The following is a 20,147-nucleotide window of genomic DNA, read 5'->3' as shown; positions in this document are numbered from 1 at the left end:
CCGCCCCCGGCCGGTCTTCCGCCCGGACCGCCGCCTCACCGGGAGCGCCACTTCTCCCAGGAGAGGTTCCAGTCGCCGAAGCCGTTGTCCGGCTGGACGGTGCGGTCGTGGGAGTTCTTGACGATGACCACGTCGCCGATGAGGGAGTTCCGGTAGAACCAGGCCGCCGGGGTGTCGGGGTCGCCGCCGCCGCGCTGGTCGTAGAGGCCGACGCAGCCGTGGCTGGCGTTGCGGGTGCCGAACGCCGCCCGGCCCGACCAGTAGTTGCCGTGGATGAAGGTGCCGGAGGTGCTCAGCCGCATGGCGTGCGGGACGTCCTTGATGTCGTACTCGCCGCCGTAGCCGACGGTCTGGCCGTTCATCCGCGTCACCGGGTGCTTCTCGCTGATCACCATCTGGCCGTTGTAGGTCTCGGTGCCCGGGGCGCCGGCGGTGATCGGGACGGTCCGCAGGGTCTTGCCGTCGCGGACCACGGTCATCTGCTTCGACCGGGCGTCGACGGTGCTCACCTGGCTGCGGCCGACGGTGAACGAGACCTCCTTGGCCTGGGTGCCGTAGACGCCGGGGCGGCCCTCGACGCCGTCGAGGTCGAGCCGGAGGGTGACCTTGGTGCCGGGCGCCCAGTACTTCTCCGGGCGGAAGTCGAGGCGGTCGTTGCCGAACCAGTGGCCGGCGATCGGGACGGCGGGCCGCGCCGTGACGGTGAGGGCCCGCTCCACGGCCCGGGGGTCGGTGATGCCGCGGGTGAAGCGGATCGAGACCGGCATCCCGACGCCGACCCGCTGGCCGTTCTCCGGGGTGTACTGGCCGATGAAGGTGTTCTTCGGGACGAGCGTGGTGAACGTGGCGTGCTCGGCGGCCTGTCGGCCCCGGGCGTCCACCGCCACCGCGTCGACGGTGTACCGCGTCGAGGCGCCGAGGTGACCGGCGGGCTGCCACCGGGCGCCGTCGCCGGATATCTTCCCGTCGACCGCGTGGCCCTTGGCGTCGGTGACCTTCACGGAGCGCAGCCTGCCCTGCTGGGCGGTCACCCGCAGCGCGCCGCTCGTGGCCACGTCGCGGGCGCCGTCCCGGGGGGATATCACCACGGCGGCCCGTGAGGCGGCGTCCTCCCCGGTCCGCCGGGAGGGCGCTGCGCCGCTGTCGCCCCCGCAGGCGGCGAGCAACAGCAGCAGCGGAGCGAGCAGAAGGGCGAGTGGCGCGCCCGGGCGGCGCACCCGCCTCCGGTACTCCGGCTCCCCCGCCATCGATCGGACGTTCACGACTGGCCCCTTCCCCCTCGCACGGCCCGCGGTGCCCCGCGCCCGGACGCTGTCGGCCGGGCGCGTGCCGCTAGATAACCACACCGCACCGACAGTGAACTCCCCCTGGGGACAACGGTTTAGTCCCGGGCCGCGGGTGGCCGCGCGGGCATGCGTACGAGCGCCGGGGGGTGTTGCGCTCGCGCGCGGGCGCGGGCCGGTTCAGTGCCGCGCGCTGCCCGCCCGCCAGGCCGCCCACGGCAGGTTCCAGCCGCCCAGGCCGTTGTCGGGGGCGACGGTGCGGTCCGGGGAGTTACGGACCTCCACCGTGTCGCCGACGATCGAGTTCCGGTAGAGCCAGCCGGCGGGGGTGTCCGGGCCGCCGCCGCGGACGTCCCGCAGTCCGACGCAGCCGTGGCTGGTGTTGAGGCCGCCGAAGACCTCCGGCCGCGCCCAGTAGTTGCCGTGCAGGAAGGTGCCGGACCGGGTCAGCCGCATGGCGTGCGGCACGTCCGGGATGTCGTACTCGGTGCCGAAGCCGACGGTGTCGCCGTCCATCCGGGTCACCGCGTGCCGCTCCAGGATCACCATCGTCCCGTTGTAGGTGGGGTTCTCGGCGTTGCCGGCGGTGACCGGGAGGGTGGCCACCACCCGGCCGTCGCGGCGGACGGTCAGCGTGTGCCGGGCCGCGTCGACGGTGCTGACCTGGTCGCGGCCCACCAGGTAGTGGAGGGTCTTGCGCTGGATCCCGTAGGCGCCCGGTCCGGTGCGCACCTCGCGCAGGCGCAGGTCGACGGTGAGGCGGGTGCCCGGCCGCCAGCGCTCGCGGGGCCGGAAGTCCAGCCTCCGGGGGCCGAACCAGTGCGGCGCGACCTCGACGGCGGGGCGGGCGCTGACGACGACCGCGCGCTCCACCGCCGCGCGGTCCAGGACCGGCCGGTTGAAGACCAGCGAGAAGATCAGGCCGCTGCCGACCGTGGCACCGCTCTCCGGCGAGTAGTAGCCGATGACCCGGTGCGGGGGCGAGAAGGTCTTGAAGGTGGTGTGCCGGGTGGTGCGGCGGCCGGTGTCGTCGCGGGCGACCGCGTCGACGGTGTACTGGGAGGCGAGTTCGAGGGAGTCGGTGATCGGCCGCCAGATCGTGCCGTCCCGGGAGATCCGGCCGGCGACCGGCTGCCGGCCGGCGCTGCCGGTGCGGCTGACCTCGACCCGCTCCAGCTTGCCGTCCGGGACCCGGACCTCCAGGCGCCCGTTGGCCCGTACGCCGCGCGCGCCGTCGCCCGGGAGGATCCGGATCGTCTCCTCGGGGCTGGGCGGTCCGCCGCCGAAGAGGACGTCCCGGTCGCCGCAGCCGGCCAGCGCCGCCACGCCGGTGAGCGCGACCAGCAGGGTGCGGGCGGCGCGGCGGAGGCGGGACGGCGGGTGCGTCGTCGTGCCGCGGGGCGCGCGGCCGGCCGCCGGTGCGCGGTCCGCGGTGCGGCCGCCGGTGTCGTCCCCTGGTCGGTGCTGGTGATGGCCGGTCATACGCCGGATTGTGACGGATGATTCGCAAGTTGGGCGGTATGCCGCGAAACGGAATGTCATCGCTGCGCCGTCCCGTGGGCCGGGCGGGCGCGCGGGGCGCACGCCGGGCCCGCCCGCGCCGCTCCGCGGCAACGGGAGTCCGCGACGACGGAAAGCGTGAGGCAACGCCCGGTTGCGGGCAGAACAACGGTGCACCCTCATGCACCGCACCGCGGGCGACGGCCCCGGACCCGGCCGGGACGCTCCCCCGGCTCGCGCGGGGAAGCATCCCCCGGGCCCGGACGCCGCCGCCCGACGAGCCCTTGAGCCGCAGGAGGCCGGCACGTGTCCAGCGCACCCGAGCAGGAGGCGGTGGCGGACGAACCGCTCGCCCCGCCCGCGGACGTCCGCCCCGGCACCCCGACGCCCCTGGGGGCCCGCTACCGCACCGGGCCGGACGGGGCGGCGGGCACCAACTTCGCCCTGTGGGCGGGCGGCGCCGAGGCCGTCGAGCTGTGCCTCTTCGACGACGAGGGGGAGGAGATGCGCCACCCCCTCACCGAGCTGACCCACGAGATCTGGCACGGCTTCCTGCCCGGCGTCCACCCCGGGCAGCGCTACGGCTACCGGGTGCACGGCCGCTGGGACCCCTGGACCGGCGCCCGCTGGAACCCGGCGAAGCTGCTGCTGGACCCGTACGCCCGGGCCGTGGACGGGGACTTCGGCGCCCGCACCGAGACCGGCCCGGGCGGCCCGGCGCTGCCCGCCGCGTTGTACGGGCACGTCCGCGACTGGCCCGAGCAGCAGGTCGCCGACACCGTGCGCGACGACCGCGACTCGGCACCGTACGTCCCCAAGGGCGTGGTGGTCGGCGAGGAGGACGACGGGCAGGACGAGTGGCGGGACGACCGGCGCCCGAAGACGCCGTGGCCGGACTCCGTCCTGTACGAGCTGCACGTGCGCGGGTTCACCATGCGCCACCCGGGCGTCCCGGAGCGGCTGCGCGGCACCTACGCCGGGCTCGCCCACCCGGCCGCACTGGCGCACCTGACCCGGCTGGGGGTGACCGCCGTCGAGCTGCTGCCGGTCCACCAGTTCGCGCACGAGGACCACCTGGTGCGCCGGGGGCTGCGCAACTACTGGGGCTACAACTCCCTCGGCTACTTCGCCCCGCACGCCGGTTACGCCGCCACCGGGACCCGCGGGCAGCAGGTCGGCGAGTTCAAGCGGATGGTGCGGGCGCTGCACGACGCCGGCATCGAGGTGATCCTCGACGTCGTCTACAACCACACCGCGGAGGCCGGTGAACGGGGCCCGACCCTCTCCCTGCGCGGCATCGACAACCGCGGCTACTACCGCCTCCAGGGGGACCCGCGCCGCTACGCCGACTACACCGGCTGCGGCAACACCCTGCACGTCGTCCAGCCGCACGTGCTGCGGCTGATCACCGACTCGCTGCGCTACTGGGTCACCGAAATGGGCGTGGACGGCTTCCGCTTCGACCTGGCGGCCGCGCTGGCCCGCTCCATGCACGACGTCGACATGCTCTCGCCGTTCCTCGCGGTGATCGCCCAGGACCCGGTGCTGCGCCGGGTCAAGCTGATCGCCGAGCCGTGGGACGTCGGCTCCGGCGGCTACCAGGTCGGCGCCTTCCCCCCGCTGTGGACGGAGTGGAACGACCGCTACCGGGACACCGTCCGGGACTTCTGGCGCGGCGCCACCGGGGACGTCCGCGACCTGGGCTACCGGCTCTCCGGGTCGAGCGACCTCTACGCCTGGGGCGGCCGGCGTCCGTACGCGTCGGTCAACTTCCTCACCGCGCACGACGGGTTCACCCTGCGCGACCTGGTCAGTTACGAGCACAAGCACAACGAGGCCAACGGCGAGGACAACCGGGACGGCACCCACGACAACCGGTCCTGGAACTGCGGCGCCGAGGGCGAGACCGACGCCCCGGACGTCACCGCGCTGCGCCGCCGCCAGCTCCGCAACCTGCTGACCACCTTGTTGCTGTCCACCGGCGTGCCGATGCTGGTGGCCGGCGACGAGATGGGCCGCACCCAGCACGGCAACAACAACGCCTACTGCCAGGACAACCCGACCGGCTGGGTGGACTGGACGCTGCTGGCCGACCCCCACTGGCGCGCCCTGGCCGGGCTCACCGCCCGGCTGATCGCGCTGCGCCGCACCCACCCGGTGCTGCGCCGCCGGGCGTTCTTCTCCGGCCGCCCGCAGCACCGCGGCGGGCTGCGCGACCTGGCGTGGTTCGGTGCGGACGGCGCCGAGATGAGCGAGGCGGACTGGTACGCACCCGGTGCCACGTTGACCATGTACCTCTCCGGCAACGACATCCCGCAGCGCGACGCCCGCGGCGTCCGGGTCACCGACGACAGCTTCCTCGCCGTGCTGCACGCCGACGCCGCGCCCCGGACGGTGGTCCTGCCCGGCCTGCCGTGGGCCGGTTCCTACGAGCTCCTGGTGGACACCTCGGCCGAACCGCCGCCGGGCGGGGAGGCCGAATCGCCGCCGGAGCGGGCGACGTGCGCGGCCGGCGGCGAACTCACCGTGCCGGGGCGGACCGTGCTGCTGTTCCGGGCGGTGCCGGGGTGAGCGCCGCCGACCACCTCCGCGCCAACTGACGCGAGAGCGGCACCACTTGGGGCCGGGGGCGGGAACCGGCCCCGGCCCGACCCCGTTCCGGACGCCTCGGCGAAAACCACGTGAGCGCTGTCAGTGGCACGCCGTACGCTCGCGGTGATGGCCACGACCACGTGTTCGACCTCGCCCGACGAGCGGACCGGAGCGGTACGGCGCTCCGCGGTGCGCTCGCTGCTCCGCCTGTGGCCGTTCGTCCGCCCGGTGCGGGTGCGGCTGTTCCTCGCCGCCGGGGTGGCGGTGGTGGCGTCCTGCCTCTCGGTGGTCATCCCGCTGGTGCTCAAGTGGCTGGTGGACGGGCCGGTGTCGCACGGGGACACCGGCGGGGTGTGGCTGGGCGGCGGGTACCTGCTGCTGCTCGGGGTCGCCGAGGCGCTGCTCTTCGGGCTGCGGCGGTGGCTGGTCTCCCGGCCGACGGCCGCGGTGGAGGCGGCGATGCGGGAGGCGCTCTACCGCCACGTGCAGCGGCTGCCGGTCGCCTTCCACGACCGCTGGGCCACGGGGCAGTTGCTCTCCCGGGCCACCACCGACCTCCAGCTGTTACGCCTGTTCCTGGTCTTCCCGATGACGTTCCTGCTGGTCAACGGCGCGACGATCGTGGTGGGCGGAGTGCTCCTGCTGGTCCAGCAGTGGACGCTCGGACTGGTGCTGCTGGCGCCGGTGCTGCCGCTGATGGTGGTGTGCTCGGTCTTCCAGGCCCAGTACGGGCAGGCCGCCCGCCGGGCCCAGGACCAGGTCGGCGACCTGACCACGGTCGTCGAGGAGTCGGTGCTCGGCATCCGGATCGTCAAGGGGTTCGGACGCCACCGCACCCAGGCCCGGGCGTTCGGCGAGCTGGCCGGCGCGGTCCGCGGCACCGAGCTGCGCAAGGCCCGTCTGCTGGCCGCCATCTGGGGCGTCAACTCCCTCCTTCCGGAGCTGGCGTTGGGCGCCGCGCTGGTGCTCGGCACCGTCCAGGTGGCCGACGGGCAGCTCTCCGCCGGCACCCTCGTCGCGTTCCTGTCGACGGCGCTGGCGCTGCGTTGGCCGGTCGACTCGATCGGCTTCCTGCTGGCGATGAGCAGTGCGGCGGCGACCGCGGCCGACCGGTACTTCGAGGTGCTGGACGAGCCGCCGGTGGCCGAGGACGGCGCTGCCCCCGGCGGCCGGACCGCGGACGGCGAACGGCCCGGCGGGGGCCTGGTCTTCGAAGGGGTGGAGTTCCGCTACCCCGACGCGCCCCCGGGCTCCCCGCCGACGCTGCGGGGCGTCGACCTGCATGTCCGGCCCGGGGAGACGATGGCGCTGGTCGGGGCCACCGGCAGCGGCAAGACCACCCTGACGGCGCTGGTCCCCCGGCTGTACGACCCGACCGCGGGCCGGATCACCCTGGACGGGCGGGACCTGGCGACGCTCACCCGCGAGGAGGCCCGCACGCTGGTCGCGGTGGCCTTCGAGGAGCCGACCCTGTTCTCCACGACGGTGGCGGAGAACGTCCTGATGGGCGGGGCGGACGGACCGGCGGCGGAGCGCGCCGCGGCCCTGCGGCGGGCCCTGTGGGTGGCGCAGGCCGAGGAGTTCGTGGCCGCCCTCCCGCAGGGCACCGCCACCGGGGTCGGCGAGCAGGGGATGACCCTGTCGGGCGGGCAGCGGCAGCGGTTGGCGTTGGCCCGCGCGGTGGTCGGCCGGCCGCGCTGCCTGATCCTGGACGACCCGCTCTCCGCTCTCGACGTGCACACCGAGGCCCGGGTGGAGGCGGCGCTGCGGGAGGTGCTGGCGTCCACCACCGCGCTGGTGGTCGCGCACCGGCCGTCCACGGTGCTGCTGGCCGACCGGGTGGCGCTGCTGTCGGGTGGCCGGATCGTCGCCGTCGGCACCCACCACCAACTCCTGCGGGAGAACGCGCAGTACGCGGCGTTGATGTCCGGCGGCCCGGCGCGCGCCACGGAGCGGCACGAGCGGGAGGACGGGCGATGACGACGACGGAGACCGGCCGACCGGCCGACGGCCCGGGAGGCGACGGCTGCGACACCGACCCGTCGGCCGCACCGCCCGCCGCGGACGGGCGGCCGGTCCCGCCGGGCGATGCCCCGGACGCCTTCGAGGCGGACCTGCTGCCCACCCCCAAGGGCGCCTCGCGCGCCCTGCTGGGTTCGCTGCTCGCCCCGCACCGCGGCCGGGTGTGGGCGGCCACCGTCGCCCTGCTGCTCCAGCAGGCCGCCGCGCAGGCCAGCCCGCTGTTGGTCGCCTACGCCCTGGATCGGGCGGTGCCGGCCCTGCGGGCGGGCGACCGCGGTCCGTTGCTGGTCCTGGCCGTGGCGGCGGCGCTGTCCGCGGCGGTCGCCGGCGGCCTCCAGTGGGTCTTCGTCCGGCTGTCCACCCGGGCCGGCCAGGACGTGCTGCTGGACCTGCGCGGCCGGATCTTCCGGCACGCCCAGGACCTCGGCCTGGACTTCCACGAGCGCTACACCTCCGGCCGGTTGATATCCCGCGCCACCACCGACGTGGAGGCGCTGCGCGAACTCCTGGAGGAGGGCCTCCAGGAGCTGGTCACGGTCGTCCTGTCGACGCTCTACATCAGCGCGCTGCTGCTCTGGCTGGACCTGGGCCTGGGCGTCGCGGCTCTGCTCTCCGCGGTGCCGCTGGCGCTCCTCGTGCGCGCGTTCCAGCGGAGTTCGCACCGGGCCTACCGCGCCAAGTCCACCGCCATCGCCGCCGTCATCGTGCGGTTCACCGAGACGCTGGGCGGGATCCGTCCGGTGCAGGCGTTCCGCCGCGAGCCGGCCAACGACGCGGCCTTCGCCGACCTCAACGCCCGCCACCGGCAGTTCAACGGCGACGCGATCCTGGCGATGGCGCGCTTCGTCGTCGGCTCCCGCATGACGGCCAACGTCGCGATCGCCGCCCTCGTCCTGTGGGGCGCCTACCGCGTCGCCACCGGTGCGCTCGCCCTGGGCGTGCTGGCCGCCGCGACGCTCTACCTGCGCCGGCTCTACGACCCCATCGACCGGCTGGGCGTGTTCCTGAATTCCTACGAGTCGGCGGCCGCCTCGCTGGAGAAGATCGCCGGGTTGCTGGCCCAGCGGCCGTCGGTGCCCGAGCCTGCGCTGCCCCGGGCGCTGCCGCCCGCGGCCCCGGGCCGGCCCGGCCGCGAGGTGGCCTTCCGCGGCGTGCGCTTCGGGTACCGCACGGGCGGCGAGGTGCTGCCGCGGTTCGACCTGACGCTGGCGGCCGGCAGCACCGTCGCGGTGGTCGGCGCCACGGGCGCCGGCAAGTCCACCCTCGCCCGGTTGTTGGCCCGCTTCCACGACCCCTCGGAGGGCCGGGTGGAGGTGGACGGGGTCGATCTGCGCGAGCTGTCCGGCGCCGCGCTGCGCCGCGCGGTGGTGATGGTCACCCAGGAGGCGTTCCTGTTCTCCGGCACGGTCGCCGACAACATCGCCCTGGGCCGGCCGGACGCCGACCGCGCGGAGGTCGAGGGGGCCGCGCGGGCGATCGGCGCCCACGACTTCATCGCCGCCCTGCCGGACGGCTACGACACCGACGTCCGCAAGCGCGGCGGCCGGCTCTCCGCCGGGCAGCGCCAACTCGTCGGATTCGCCAGGGCGTTGCTGGCCGATCCGGCGGTGCTCCTCCTGGACGAGGCGACCAGTTCGCTGGACATCCCCGGCGAGCGGGCGGTGCAGCGGGCCATGGGCGCGGTGCTGCACGGCCGGACGGCGCTGGTGATCGCGCACCGGCTGTCCACGGTGGAGTCCGCCGACCGGGTGCTGGTGATGGCGGACGGCCGGATCGTGGAGGACGGCGCTCCGGCCGCACTGGCCGCCGGCCACGGCCAATACGCGGCGCTGCACCGGGCCTGGCGGGAGAGCGTGGGCTGACCCGGCGGCCGCGCCGGAGGCACCGGTGCGCCCCGGATCCCCTCGGTCGACCACCCCGCCCGGCCGTCCGCTTTCCGGACGTGGATTTCGCCCAACGGACGTTTTCCGGCCATTTACTTGATGGGCACCTGACAACCACTCGCCAGTGGTGGCACTCTTCCCGGCAGCCGCCACCCGGACCCCACGGCACCGCACCGGGCGGCCGCGCCCCAGCTCCACCAGCACCGCACCCCCCACACACGCTCCACGAGTTCTGCCTCGCTCTGCCCGGACGGCCGCTCCGCCGCCCGGTCCCCCTTGGCCGCCCCCCTCATGTCGCGGCCCCGCAGAAGGAGTCAGTGTGAGACGCACCCCCCATAGATCCACCCCGCAGCGGCGCGCCGTGGCGACCGGCGCGCTGGTCGCGGTCACCGCGCTGCTGGCCGTCGGCGTCCAGGCCGGTACCGGCACGGCGGCCAGCCCGCAGGGCGCTCCCGCCGCCCGCCCGGGCCCGCAGGCGGTCCCCGCCGCCGGTGCGCTGCCGGCCAAGCTCTCCCCGTCCCAGCGGGCCGAACTGATCCGCACGGCGAACGGCACCACCGCCGCCACCGCCCGGCGGCTCCAGCTCGGCGCCCAGGAGAAGCTGGTCGTCAAGGACGTCGAGAAGGACGTCGACGGCACCGTGCACACCCGCTACGAGCGCACCTACGAGGGCCTGCCGGTGCTCGGCGGCGACCTCGTCGTGCACACCGCGAAGACCGGTGCGGTCAAGAGCACCACCAAGGCGCTCAAGAAGGCCCTCGCGGTGCCCTCCACCACCGCCAAGGTCGCCCCGGCCACCGCCGCGGGCAAGGCGGTCTCCGCGGCCAAGTCGCTCGGCTCCACGAAGACCGCGGCCGACCAGGCGCCGCGCAAGGTCGTCTGGGCCGCCGACGGCACCCCGCGACTGGCCTGGGAGACGGTTGTCGGCGGCCTCCAGGACGACGGCACGCCCAACCAGCTGCACGTCATCACCGACGCCACCACCGGCGCGAAGATCTTCCAGTACCAGGGCATCGAGAACGGCATCGGCAACAGCGAGTACAGCGGCAAGGTCACCATCGGGACCTCCGGCTCCGCGCCGAACTTCACGATGACCGACGGCACCCGCGGCGGCCACAAGACGTACAACCTCAACCACGGTTCGTCCGGCACCGGTTCGCTGTTCACCGACGCCGACGACACCTGGGGCGACGGCACCGCCGGCAACCCGCAGACCGCCGCCGTCGACGCCGCCTACGGCGCCCAGGAGACCTGGGACTACTACAAGAACGTGCACGGCCGCACCGGCATCCGCGGGGACGGCGTCGGCGCCTACTCCCGCGTGCACTACGGCAACAGCTACGTCAACGCCTTCTGGGACGACGGCTGCTTCTGCATGACCTACGGCGACGGCGCCAACAACGCCGACCCGCTGACCGCCCTGGACGTGGCCGGCCACGAGATGTCGCACGGCGTCACCGCCGCCACCGCCAACCTCACCTACAGCGGCGAGTCCGGCGGCCTGAACGAGGCCACCTCGGACATCTTCGGCACCGCCGTGGAGTTCTACGCCAACAACCCGGCCGACCCCGGTGACTACCTCATCGGCGAGAAGATCAACATCAACGGCGACGGCACCCCGCTGCGCTACATGGACAAGCCCTCCAAGGACGGCGCCTCCGCCGACTACTGGTCGAGCACCGTCGGCAACAAGGACGTGCACTACTCCTCCGGCGTCGCCAACCACTTCTTCTACCTGCTGTCCGAGGGCAGCGGCGCCAAGGACATCGGCGGCGTCCACTACGACAGCCCGACCTACGACAACCAGCCGGTGCCGGGCATCGGCCGGGCCAACGCCGAGAAGGTCTGGTTCAAGGCGCTCAGCCAGTACATGAGCGCCAACACCAACTACGCGGGCGCGCGCACCGCCACCCTCCAGGCCGCCGCCGACCTGTTCGGCCAGGGCAGCGCCACGTACAACACGGTCGCCAACACCTGGGCGGCGGTGAACGTCGGCTCCCGGGTCTCCGACGGCGGGGTCTCGGTCACCAACCCGGGCAACCAGACCAGCACCGTCGGCCAGGCGGCCAGCCTCCAGATCAAGGCCAGCAGCGGCACCACCGGTTCGCTGTCCTACGCGGCGACCGGGCTGCCCGCCGGGCTGTCCCTCGACGCCGGCACCGGCCTGATCTCGGGCACCCCGACCACCGCCGGCACCGCCACGGTCACCGTGACGGTCACCGACGCGGCCAAGAAGACCGGGACCACGTCCTTCACCTGGACCGTCAACCCGGTCGGCGGCGGCAGCGTCTTCGAGAACAACACCAAGGTCGCCATCCCGGACGGCGGCGCGGCGATCACCTCACCGATCCCGGTGAGCCGCAGCGGCAACGCCCCCAGCGGCCTCAAGGTGACGGTGGACATCACCCACAGCTGGCGCGGTGACCTGGTCATCGACCTGCTGGCCCCGGACGGCACCGCGTACCGGCTGAAGAGCTCCAGCATCGCGGACTCGGCCGCCGACGTGAAGGCCACGTACACCGTCAACGCCTCGACGAAGGCCGCGAACGGCACCTGGAAGCTGCGCGTCCAGGACGTCTACGCGGGCGACTCGGGCACCCTCAACGGCTGGAAGCTGACGTTCTGACAGCAACCGGCAATATGCCCGTCACCCCGATGTGACAGAGCGGGCCGCCAGCCGGACAAATCCCGCTGATCGGGACAACTGATCCGCCAAGCAGTCGAGTTGGGCGTCGCCCCCGGACCTCCGGGAGCGGCGCCCCGCTCCGTTATCCGGACATCGAGTACCTCTGTACGGACGATTTTCGGCCAACCTCCGAACACCCCCCTGACATGCACGCGTTCGAATGGCAGTCTTCCCGACGCATGTCACACCCGCATCGCTTTGCACCCCCACCACTTGGCAAAGTTGAAGGAGCACGCGTGACCCCCCACATATCCCGTAAGACCCGTGTGACCGGTTCGGTCGCCGCCGCCGCGGCCCTGCTCGTCGCCGGCATCACGGCCGCCGGTACCGCCGGCGCCGCCCCCGCCCCCGCCCCCCACGGCGGCGCGGCGCTCGCGCTCAGCACCTCGCACCACGCGGAGCTGGTGCAGAGCGCGCAGGCCGCCACGGCGCAGACCGCCAAGACGCTGGGCCTGGGCGCGCAGGAGAAGCTGGTCGTCAAGGACGTCATCAAGGACACCGACGGCACCGTGCACACCCGCTACGACCGCACCTACGAGGGCCTGCCGGTGCTCGGCGGCGACCTGGTCGTGCACACCGCCAAGGGCGGCGCCGTCAAGGGCGTCAGCAAGGCCACCAAGGCGAAGGTCGCGGTCGCCTCCACCACCGCGAAGATCGCCCCGAAGGCCGCCGCGCTGGCCGCCGAGTCGACCGCGACCAAGACCATCGGCGCCAAGAAGGTCGACGCGCCGGCGCCCCGCAAGGTGGTCTGGGCCGCCAAGGGCACCCCGGTGCTGGCCTACGAGACCGTGGTCGGCGGCGTCCAGAAGGACGGCACGCCCAACCAGCTGCACGTCATCACCGACGCCAACACCGGCAAGAAGCTCTACCAGTACCAGGGCATCGAGAACGGCGTCGGCAACAGCGAGTACGCCGGCAAGGTCGACCTCGCGACCAAGAAGGGCGCCAACGGCTACGAGCTGACCGACGACTCCCGCGGCGGCCACTCGACGTTCGACCTGGGCGGCAGCGAGAGCGGCGACGGCAAGCTGTTCACCAACTCCACCGACACGTGGGGCGACGGCAAGCCCAGCAACCCGCAGACCGCCGCCGTCGACGCCGCCTACGGCGCCCAGGAGACCTGGGACTACTACAAGAACGTGCACGGCCGCAGCGGCATCAAGGGCGACGGCAAGGGTGCCACCTCCCGCGTCCACTACGGCCAGAACTACGTCAACGCGTTCTGGGACGACAGCTGCTTCTGCATGACGTACGGCGACGGCGAGGGCAACAACAAGCCGCTGACCGCCCTCGACGTCGCGGGCCACGAGATGTCGCACGGCGTCACCTCGGCCACCGCGGGTCTGGAGTACAGCGGTGAGTCCGGCGGTCTGAACGAGGCCACCTCGGACATCTTCGGCGCCTCCGTCGCGTTCTACGCGAAGAACCCCGAGGAGCCGGGCAGCTACTTCATCGGCAAGAAGATCGACATCAACGGCGACGGCAAGCCGCTGCGCTACATGGACAAGCCCTCCAAGGACGGCCAGTCCCTGGACAACTGGAGCGCCGACGCCGGCAACGTCGACGTCCACTACTCCTCCGGCATCGCCAACCACTTCTTCTACCTGCTGTCCGAGGGCAGCGGCGCGAAGGACGCCAACGGCGACCACTACGACAGCCCGACCGCGGACGGCTCCAAGGTCACCGGCATCGGCCGGGACAAGGCCGAGAAGATCTGGTTCAAGGCGCTGACCGCGTACATGACCTCGACCACCGACTACAAGGCGGCCCGCGAGGCGACCGTCAAGGCGGCCACCGACCTCTACGGCGCGGACAGCGCCGAGGTCAAGGGCGTCGAGTCGGCCTGGGCCGGCGTCAACGTCAAGTAACGAACCACCGCGGCCGGTTGGCCGCACCGCACCGGCGTGACCGGGGGAACGCTCCCCCGGCCACGCCGGCTTTTTTCGGTCAGCTCCGCCCGGCCGGCCCCTCCCCCGCGGGCCCACCGCCCCGCCCGCGCACCACGCCCCGGACCGCGCACCCCACCGGCCACCCGACGCTCGGCGCACCCCCGCCCCCGGTCGGCGGCGGTCGCCGGTCGGGCCGTCCCGCGCGCCGACGGCGGGTCGCCCGCCGCACGACGCTGACCGGCGACCACCGCCCCGTACTGCCCGGTCCGTCGATATGGCCAATTCCACCCCCTCAGGCGCTCTTGTACGGACACCCGCGCGGCGAGAGGCTGCGAGGGTGGCGCCGACGGGCCCCGGCGCGGCAACGGACTTCCGCACACCGCAACTCCGCTGTTATCACACCGAGTTGAGGAGGCGAACGTCGACCGTGTCAGCACCGAGCCGCAGCCGCCCACCAGAGCGGCGGCCCTCGTCCACCGGAGCGCACGGTGTGAGGGGCTACGCATCGGTAGTTCACATTCCCGCGGCATTCAGCCCGCGCGTGCGCGGGAAGGCTCACCAAGAGCGCCGTCGCGCGCAACCGGCCGGCGGGAGCCGATCCGGCCCGCCGCACCATGCGCCAGCAGAGTGAAAGCGGACAGGAGTGCCCATGCCCGCACCCCGCCCCCTCACCGTGGAGCGGATAGAAAGGACAAAACCCCTCAAAGCACCACAAACCCAGGTGAGCCCATGATCGGTCGCATCCCTGTACTGGACATCCGCCCGCAGATCGATTGCGGTCGCCGCCCGGCCAAGGCCGTGGTGGACGAAACCTTCGAGGTCTCCGCCACGGTCTTCCGAGAAGGCCACGACGCGGTCGCCGCGAACGTGGTGCTGCGCAACCCGGCGGGCCGCTGCGGCCCGTGGACCCCGATGCGGGAGCAGGCACCGGGCACCGACCGGTGGGTCTGCGAGGTCACCCCCGACGTCGAGGGGCGCTGGACGTTCACCGTGGAGGCGTGGTCCGACCCGGTCGCCACCTGGCGCCGGCACGCGGCGGTCAAGGTCCCGGCCGGGATCGACACCGAGCTGGTCCTCACCGAGGGCGCCGCGCTGCACGAGCGGGCCGCGACCGAGGTCCCCAAGAGCGACGGCCGGGAGGCGGTGCTGGCCGCCGTCGACGCACTGCGGGACACCACCCTGCCGGCCGCCACCCGCCTGGCCACCGCGCTCGCCCCGCAGGTCACCGAGGCGCTGGACCGCCACCCGCTGCGCGAACTGCTCACCGTCTCCCGCCCGATGCCGCTGGTCGTCGAGCGCCGCCGGGCCCTGTACGGCTCCTGGTACGAGCTCTTCCCGCGCTCCGAGGGCGCCGCGCCCGGCCCGGACGGCACGCTGGTCAGCGGCACCCTGCGCACCGCCGCCGAGCGGCTGCCCGCGGTCGCCGCGATGGGCTTCGACGTGGTCTACCTCCCACCGGTCCACCCGATCGGCACCAGCCACCGCAAGGGCCCCAACAACGCGCTCTCGGCCGGTGCCCACGACGTCGGCTCCCCCTGGGCCATCGGGTCGCCGGCCGGCGGCCACGACGCGCTCCACCCGGACCTGGGCACCTTCGAGGACTTCGACCACTTCGTGCGGACCGCCCGCGACCTGCGGATGGAGGTGGCGCTGGACTTCGCCCTCCAGTGCTCCCCGGACCACCCCTGGGTCACCCTGCACCCGCAGTGGTTCCACCACCGCGCCGACGGCTCCGTCGCCTACGCGGAGAACCCGCCGAAGAAGTACCAGGACATCTATCCGATCGCCTTCGACGCCGACTTCCGCGGGCTGGTCCGGGAGACCGAGCGCCTGCTGCGCTTCTGGATGGCCAAGGGCATCCGGATCTTCCGGGTGGACAACCCGCACACCAAGCCGGTGGCGTTCTGGGAGAAGGTCCTCAGCGACATCAACCGCACCGATCCGGACGTGCTGTTCCTGGCGGAGGCGTTCACCCGTCCGGCGATGCTGCACACCCTCGCCCAGATCGGGTTCCAGCAGTCGTACACGTACTTCACCTGGCGCAACACCAAGCAGGAGCTGACCGACTACCTCACCGAGCTGACCGGTGAGGGCGCCGCCTACCTGCGGCCCAACTTCTTCGTGAACACGCCCGACATCCTGCACGCGCACCTCCAGGAGGGCGGCCGCCCGGCCTTCGCGTCCCGCGCCGTCCTGGCCGCCACCCTCTCCCCCAGCTGGGGCCTGTACGCGGGCTACGAGCTGTGCGAGGCCACCGCGGTGCGGCCCGGCAGCGAGGAGTACCTGGATTCGGAGAAGTACCAGCTGCGGCCGCGCGACTGGGAGGCCGCGGCCCGCGAGGGGCGGACCATCGCCCCGCTGATCACCGCCCTGAACCGCATCCGTCGCCGCCATCCCGCCCTGCAACAGCTGCGCAACCTGCACTTCCACCGCGTCGACAACGACGCCGTCCTCGCGTACTCCAAGCGCGCGGGCAACGACGCGGTGCTCACGGTGGTCAACCTCGACCCGCACCACACCCACGAGGCGACGGTGTCGTTGGACATGCCGGAACTCGGCCTCGGCCGGCACGAGTCCTTCCCGGTGCGCGATGAGCTCACCGGCGACACCTACCACTGGGGCAGGGACAACTATGTGCGCCTGGAGCCGGGCAGCTCGCTCGCGCCGGCCCATGTGCTGTCACTGCGACCGTCCTCACCGATCGGAGGGTCACCCAATTGATCGTCAATGAGCCCGTTCCCGACACGTTCGAAGACACCCCCGCGAAGGACCGCGATCCCGACTGGTTCAAACGGGCGGTCTTCTACGAGGTGCTGGTCCGGTCCTTCCAGGACAGCAACGGTGACGGAATCGGGGACCTCAAGGGCATCACGGCCAAGCTCGACTACCTGCAGTGGCTGGGGGTGGACTGCCTCTGGTTGCCGCCGTTCTTCAAATCCCCGCTGCGCGACGGCGGCTACGACGTCGCGGACTACACCGCGGTGCTCCCCGAGTTCGGTGACCTGGCCGACTTCGTGGAGTTCGTGGACGCCGCCCACCAGCGCGGGATGCGGGTCATCATCGACATGGTGATGAACCACACCAGCGACCAGCACCCGTGGTTCCAGGAGTCCCGCACCGACCCCGACGGCCCCTACGGCGACTACTACGTCTGGGCCGACGACGACAAGCAGTACGCCGACGCCCGGATCATCTTCGTCGACACCGAGGTCTCCAACTGGACCTTCGACCCGGTCCGCAAGCAGTACTACTGGCACCGCTTCTTCTCCCACCAGCCGGACCTCAACTACGAGAACCCGGCGGTCCAGGAGGAGATGATCTCCGCCCTGCGCTTCTGGCTCGACCTGGGCATCGACGGCTTCCGGCTGGACGCGGTGCCGTACCTCTACGCCGAGGAGGGCACCAACTGCGAGAACCTGCCGGCCTCGCACGCCTTCCTGAAGCGGGTGCGCGCCGAGATCGACGCGCAGTACCCGGACACCGTGCTGCTGGCCGAGGCGAACCAGTGGCCGGAGGACGTGGTCGACTACTTCGGCGACTACGCGGTCGGCGGCGACGAGTGCCACATGGCCTTCCACTTCCCGGTCATGCCGCGCATCTTCATGGCGGTCCGCCGGGAGTCGCGCTACCCGGTCTCGGAGATCCTCGCCAAGACGCCGCAGATCCCGTCCGGCTGCCAGTGGGGCATCTTCCTGCGCAACCACGACGAGCTGACCCTCGAAATGGTCACGGACGAAGAGCGCGACTACATGTACGCGGAGTACGCCAAGGACCCGCGGATGCGCGCCAACATCGGCATCCGCCGGCGGCTGGCCCCGCTGCTCGACAACGACCGCAACCAGATCGAGCTGTTCACCGCGCTGCTGCTGTCGCTGCCCGGCTCGCCGATCCTGTACTACGGCGACGAGATCGGGATGGGCGACAACATCTGGCTCGGCGACCGGGACGCCGTGCGCACCCCGATGCAGTGGACCCCGGACCGCAACGCCGGCTTCTCCTCGTGCGACCCCGGCCGGCTGTTCCTGCCGACCATCATGGACCCGGTCTACGGCTACCAGGTCACCAACGTCGAGGCCGCGATGAGCTCGCCCTCGTCGCTGCTGCACTGGACCCGCCGGATGATCGAGATCCGCAAGCAGAACCCCGCCTTCGGGCTCGGCAGCTACACCGAGCTGCCGTCGTCCAACCCCGCGGTGCTCGCCTACCTCCGGGAATCCCCGGGCAAGGACGAGGCCGACGACGACCTGGTGCTGTGCGTGAACAACTTCTCGCGGTTCGCGCAGCCCACCGAGCTGGACCTCCAGGCGTTCAGCGGCCGCCATCCGGTGGAACTCATCGGCGGCGTCCGCTTCCCCGCGATCGGCAAGCTGCCGTACCTGCTGACCCTGGCGGGCCACGGCTTCTACTGGTTCCGGCTCCGCAGGACCGCGCACCACGCCGGTTAGGGCCGTCCGGTGGAGCCGGCGCGGCCGGCCACGAGCCGCCGCGACCGCGACCGCGCCGCCACCGGACCCCGGGAAATCCCGCCCGTACGCGACCCTCCGGCGCGTACGGGCGTTTTTCGACCTTTCGCTCGGGCAACCTCCCTACTACCTCACGGGCCGGGTGGTCCGCAGGGCCCATGCCGGCCCCCGACCCGGGTGGGGATCCCCTGCTCGTCAGAGCTCGGGGAGGCACCGCCGCACAGCGAAGCGAACGCCGAGAAACGCCGAAAACGCCACGCCGTACGGACGATCTCGCCCGACACGTTCCGCACGGCCGCCTCGTAAAGGCCGCATTCCGGGACACTTTGCCCAGTCTGTCGTGTGCCCGGGGAAAGGACGCGACGCCATGTCGGACACCGCCTCGACCCGTGCCACCCGCCTCACCCCTGACCGCTCGCCGGTCGCCGCACCCGATCTGCTCTCCTCACTGGCGCCCCTGCTGGCCGAGTGGGTGCCGCGCCAACGCTGGTTCGCCGGCAAGGGACGGCTGCTCACCGGCTTCACGCTGGTCGCGGCCACCGAACTGCTGCCGTGCACCGGCGCCGGCAGCACGCCGGGCCTGCTCCAGTTGCTGGTCCGCGCCCAACAGAGCGCGCCGCCCAGCCGCACCCCGGCCGGCGGCGACTGCTACCAGTTGCTGCTGGGCACCCACCCCGCGCCGCCGCCCCACCTGGCGCCCGCGGTGGTCGGCCGCCCGACCGGCGGCCCGCTGCGCGGGCGCACCGTCTACGACGCGCTGCTGGACAACCGGCTGTGCGCGCTGCTGCTGGAGCGGTTGCGGGTGCCCGGCCGGATCGGGGCGCTGCGCTTCTGCCGCGAGCCGGACGTCGACATCCCCTCCGGACTACCCGCCCGGCCGATCGCGGTGGAGCAGTCCAACTCCTCGATCGTCTATGGAGATACGTTCATCCTGAAGGTCTTCCGGCGGATCGAGCCCGGGGTCAACCCGGATCTGGAGCTGCCGCGGGCGCTGGCCGGCGCCAAGTGCGCCCGGGTGCCGGCGCCCGCCGCGTGGTTCGAGGCCGCGGCCCCCGACGAGGCGGGCGAGGCGACGACCCTGGGCGTCCTCCAGCCCTTCCTGGCCGGCTCCGGCGACGGCTGGCAGCTGGCTTTGAACGCGCTCGCGGTGCGCGCCGACTTCACCCGTTCGGCACGCGCCCTCGGCCACGCCACCGCCGAGGTGCACACCGCGCTCGCCCAGGCGCTGCCCACCACCGAGCTGCGCCGCCCGCAGCTGGACGCGATCGCCGCCCAGATGAACGAGCGCCTGGAGGCCACCGCCCGCGCGGTGCCGGTGCTCCAGCCCTACCGGGGGCGGCTGCGGACCGCGTTCGACGCGCTCGCCGCGATGGGCCACGACGGCCGCAGCTGGGCCGCCCAGCGCATCCACGGCGACCTGCACCTGGGGCAGACGCTGCGGTCCGTCGAGGGGGGCCGCTGGGCGCTGATCGACTTCGAGGGCGAACCGGCCCGGCCGCTGGCCGAGCGGCGCCGTCCGCAGCCGGCCGTCCGTGACGTCGCCGCGATGCTCCGCTCGTTCGACTACGCGGCGCGCAGCGGCCCGGCCGGCAGCGACCCGTGGGCGCTGGAGTGGGCCCGCCGCACCCGTGCCGCGTACTGCCTGGGCTACGCCGAGGCGGGCGGCCTGGACCCGCGCTCGGCGCCGGAGCTGATGCGGGCCTACGAGACCGACAAGGCCGTCTACGAGGTGCTGTACGAGGCCCGGCACCGGCCGGACTGGCTGGCGGTGCCGATGGCGGCGATCCGGCGGCTGGCGTCCTGCGGGGAGCCGGGGTCCGGCTGAGCCC

Annotated in this window: 10 protein-coding genes; 8 read left to right on the top strand and 2 right to left on the bottom strand. The window is 73.1% G+C overall.

Annotation, left to right across the window (positions count from 1 at the left end):
• Positions 1-35: 35 nt before the first annotated feature.
• A complete protein-coding gene (locus ACJ6WD_RS11520) occupies positions 36-1,262 on the bottom strand; it encodes an Ig-like domain-containing protein (RefSeq protein WP_376437370.1) in 1,227 nt (408 codons plus the stop codon).
• 201 nt (positions 1,263-1,463) lie between these two features.
• Entirely contained in the window at positions 1,464-2,765 is a 1,302-nt protein-coding gene (locus ACJ6WD_RS11515; RefSeq protein WP_233658390.1) for an Ig-like domain-containing protein, read from the bottom strand.
• Positions 2,766-3,089: 324 nt separating this feature from the next.
• Here ACJ6WD_RS11515 and glgX point away from each other — a divergent pair, with 324 nt between their 5' ends.
• The 8 genes from glgX to ACJ6WD_RS11475 all read left to right on the top strand — a co-directional run bounded on the left by glgX (position 3,090) and on the right by ACJ6WD_RS11475 (position 20,143).
• On the top strand, positions 3,090-5,354 hold the full coding sequence (gene glgX, locus ACJ6WD_RS11510; RefSeq protein ID WP_407615741.1) for a glycogen debranching protein GlgX: 2,265 nt from the start codon (positions 3,090-3,092) through the stop codon (positions 5,352-5,354).
• A 147-nt stretch (positions 5,355-5,501) separates the two neighbouring features.
• Positions 5,502-7,355 (top strand): ABC transporter ATP-binding protein, encoded by a 1,854-nt coding sequence (locus ACJ6WD_RS11505; RefSeq protein ID WP_407615740.1) that lies wholly within the window; start codon positions 5,502-5,504, stop codon positions 7,353-7,355.
• Positions 7,352-9,259 carry an ABC transporter ATP-binding protein gene (locus ACJ6WD_RS11500; protein WP_407615739.1) on the top strand — a complete coding sequence of 636 codons (1,908 nt, stop codon included), beginning with the start codon at positions 7,352-7,354 and terminating at the stop codon, positions 9,257-9,259. The genes ACJ6WD_RS11505 and ACJ6WD_RS11500 overlap by 4 nt, the downstream gene beginning before the upstream one ends.
• 382 nt (positions 9,260-9,641) lie before the next feature.
• Positions 9,642-11,906 carry a M4 family metallopeptidase gene (locus ACJ6WD_RS11495; protein ID WP_374206810.1) on the top strand — a complete coding sequence of 755 codons (2,265 nt, stop codon included), beginning with the start codon at positions 9,642-9,644 and terminating at the stop codon, positions 11,904-11,906.
• A gap of 296 nt (positions 11,907-12,202) precedes the next feature.
• A complete protein-coding gene (locus ACJ6WD_RS11490) occupies positions 12,203-13,834 on the top strand; it encodes a M4 family metallopeptidase (RefSeq protein ID WP_233658383.1) in 1,632 nt (543 codons plus the stop codon).
• A gap of 750 nt (positions 13,835-14,584) precedes the next feature.
• Positions 14,585-16,576, top strand: a complete 1,992-nt coding sequence (locus ACJ6WD_RS11485; RefSeq protein WP_233658381.1) for an alpha-1,4-glucan--maltose-1-phosphate maltosyltransferase — start codon at positions 14,585-14,587, stop codon at positions 16,574-16,576.
• Entirely contained in the window at positions 16,573-18,300 is a 1,728-nt protein-coding gene (gene treS / locus ACJ6WD_RS11480) for a maltose alpha-D-glucosyltransferase (RefSeq protein ID WP_233658379.1), read from the top strand. Before ACJ6WD_RS11485 ends, treS begins: the two co-directional genes overlap by 4 nt.
• Positions 18,301-18,685: 385 nt before the next feature.
• Positions 18,686-20,143 carry a maltokinase N-terminal cap-like domain-containing protein gene (locus tag ACJ6WD_RS11475; protein ID WP_407615738.1) on the top strand — a complete coding sequence of 486 codons (1,458 nt, stop codon included), beginning with the start codon at positions 18,686-18,688 and terminating at the stop codon, positions 20,141-20,143.
• The last annotated feature ends 4 nt before the right edge of the window (positions 20,144-20,147 follow it).

The organism is Streptomyces sp. VTCC 41912 (genome assembly GCF_045799175.1).
GTDB classification, from domain to species: domain Bacteria; phylum Actinomycetota; class Actinomycetes; order Streptomycetales; family Streptomycetaceae; genus Streptomyces; species Streptomyces albulus_C.
This window is presented reverse-complemented; position numbering and strand designations above follow the sequence as displayed.

Coding starts and splice junctions, on each gene's coding strand:
- ACJ6WD_RS11515 (WP_233658390.1), bottom strand. CDS start 2,765: ATGACCGGCCATCACCAGCACCGACCAGGGGACGACACCGGCGGCCGC.
- ACJ6WD_RS11505 (WP_407615740.1), top strand. CDS start 5,502: ATGGCCACGACCACGTGTTCGACCTCGCCCGACGAGCGGACCGGAGCG.
- ACJ6WD_RS11500 (WP_407615739.1), top strand. CDS start 7,352: ATGACGACGACGGAGACCGGCCGACCGGCCGACGGCCCGGGAGGCGAC.
- ACJ6WD_RS11485 (WP_233658381.1), top strand. CDS start 14,585: ATGATCGGTCGCATCCCTGTACTGGACATCCGCCCGCAGATCGATTGC.
- ACJ6WD_RS11475 (WP_407615738.1), top strand. CDS start 18,686: ATGTCGGACACCGCCTCGACCCGTGCCACCCGCCTCACCCCTGACCGC.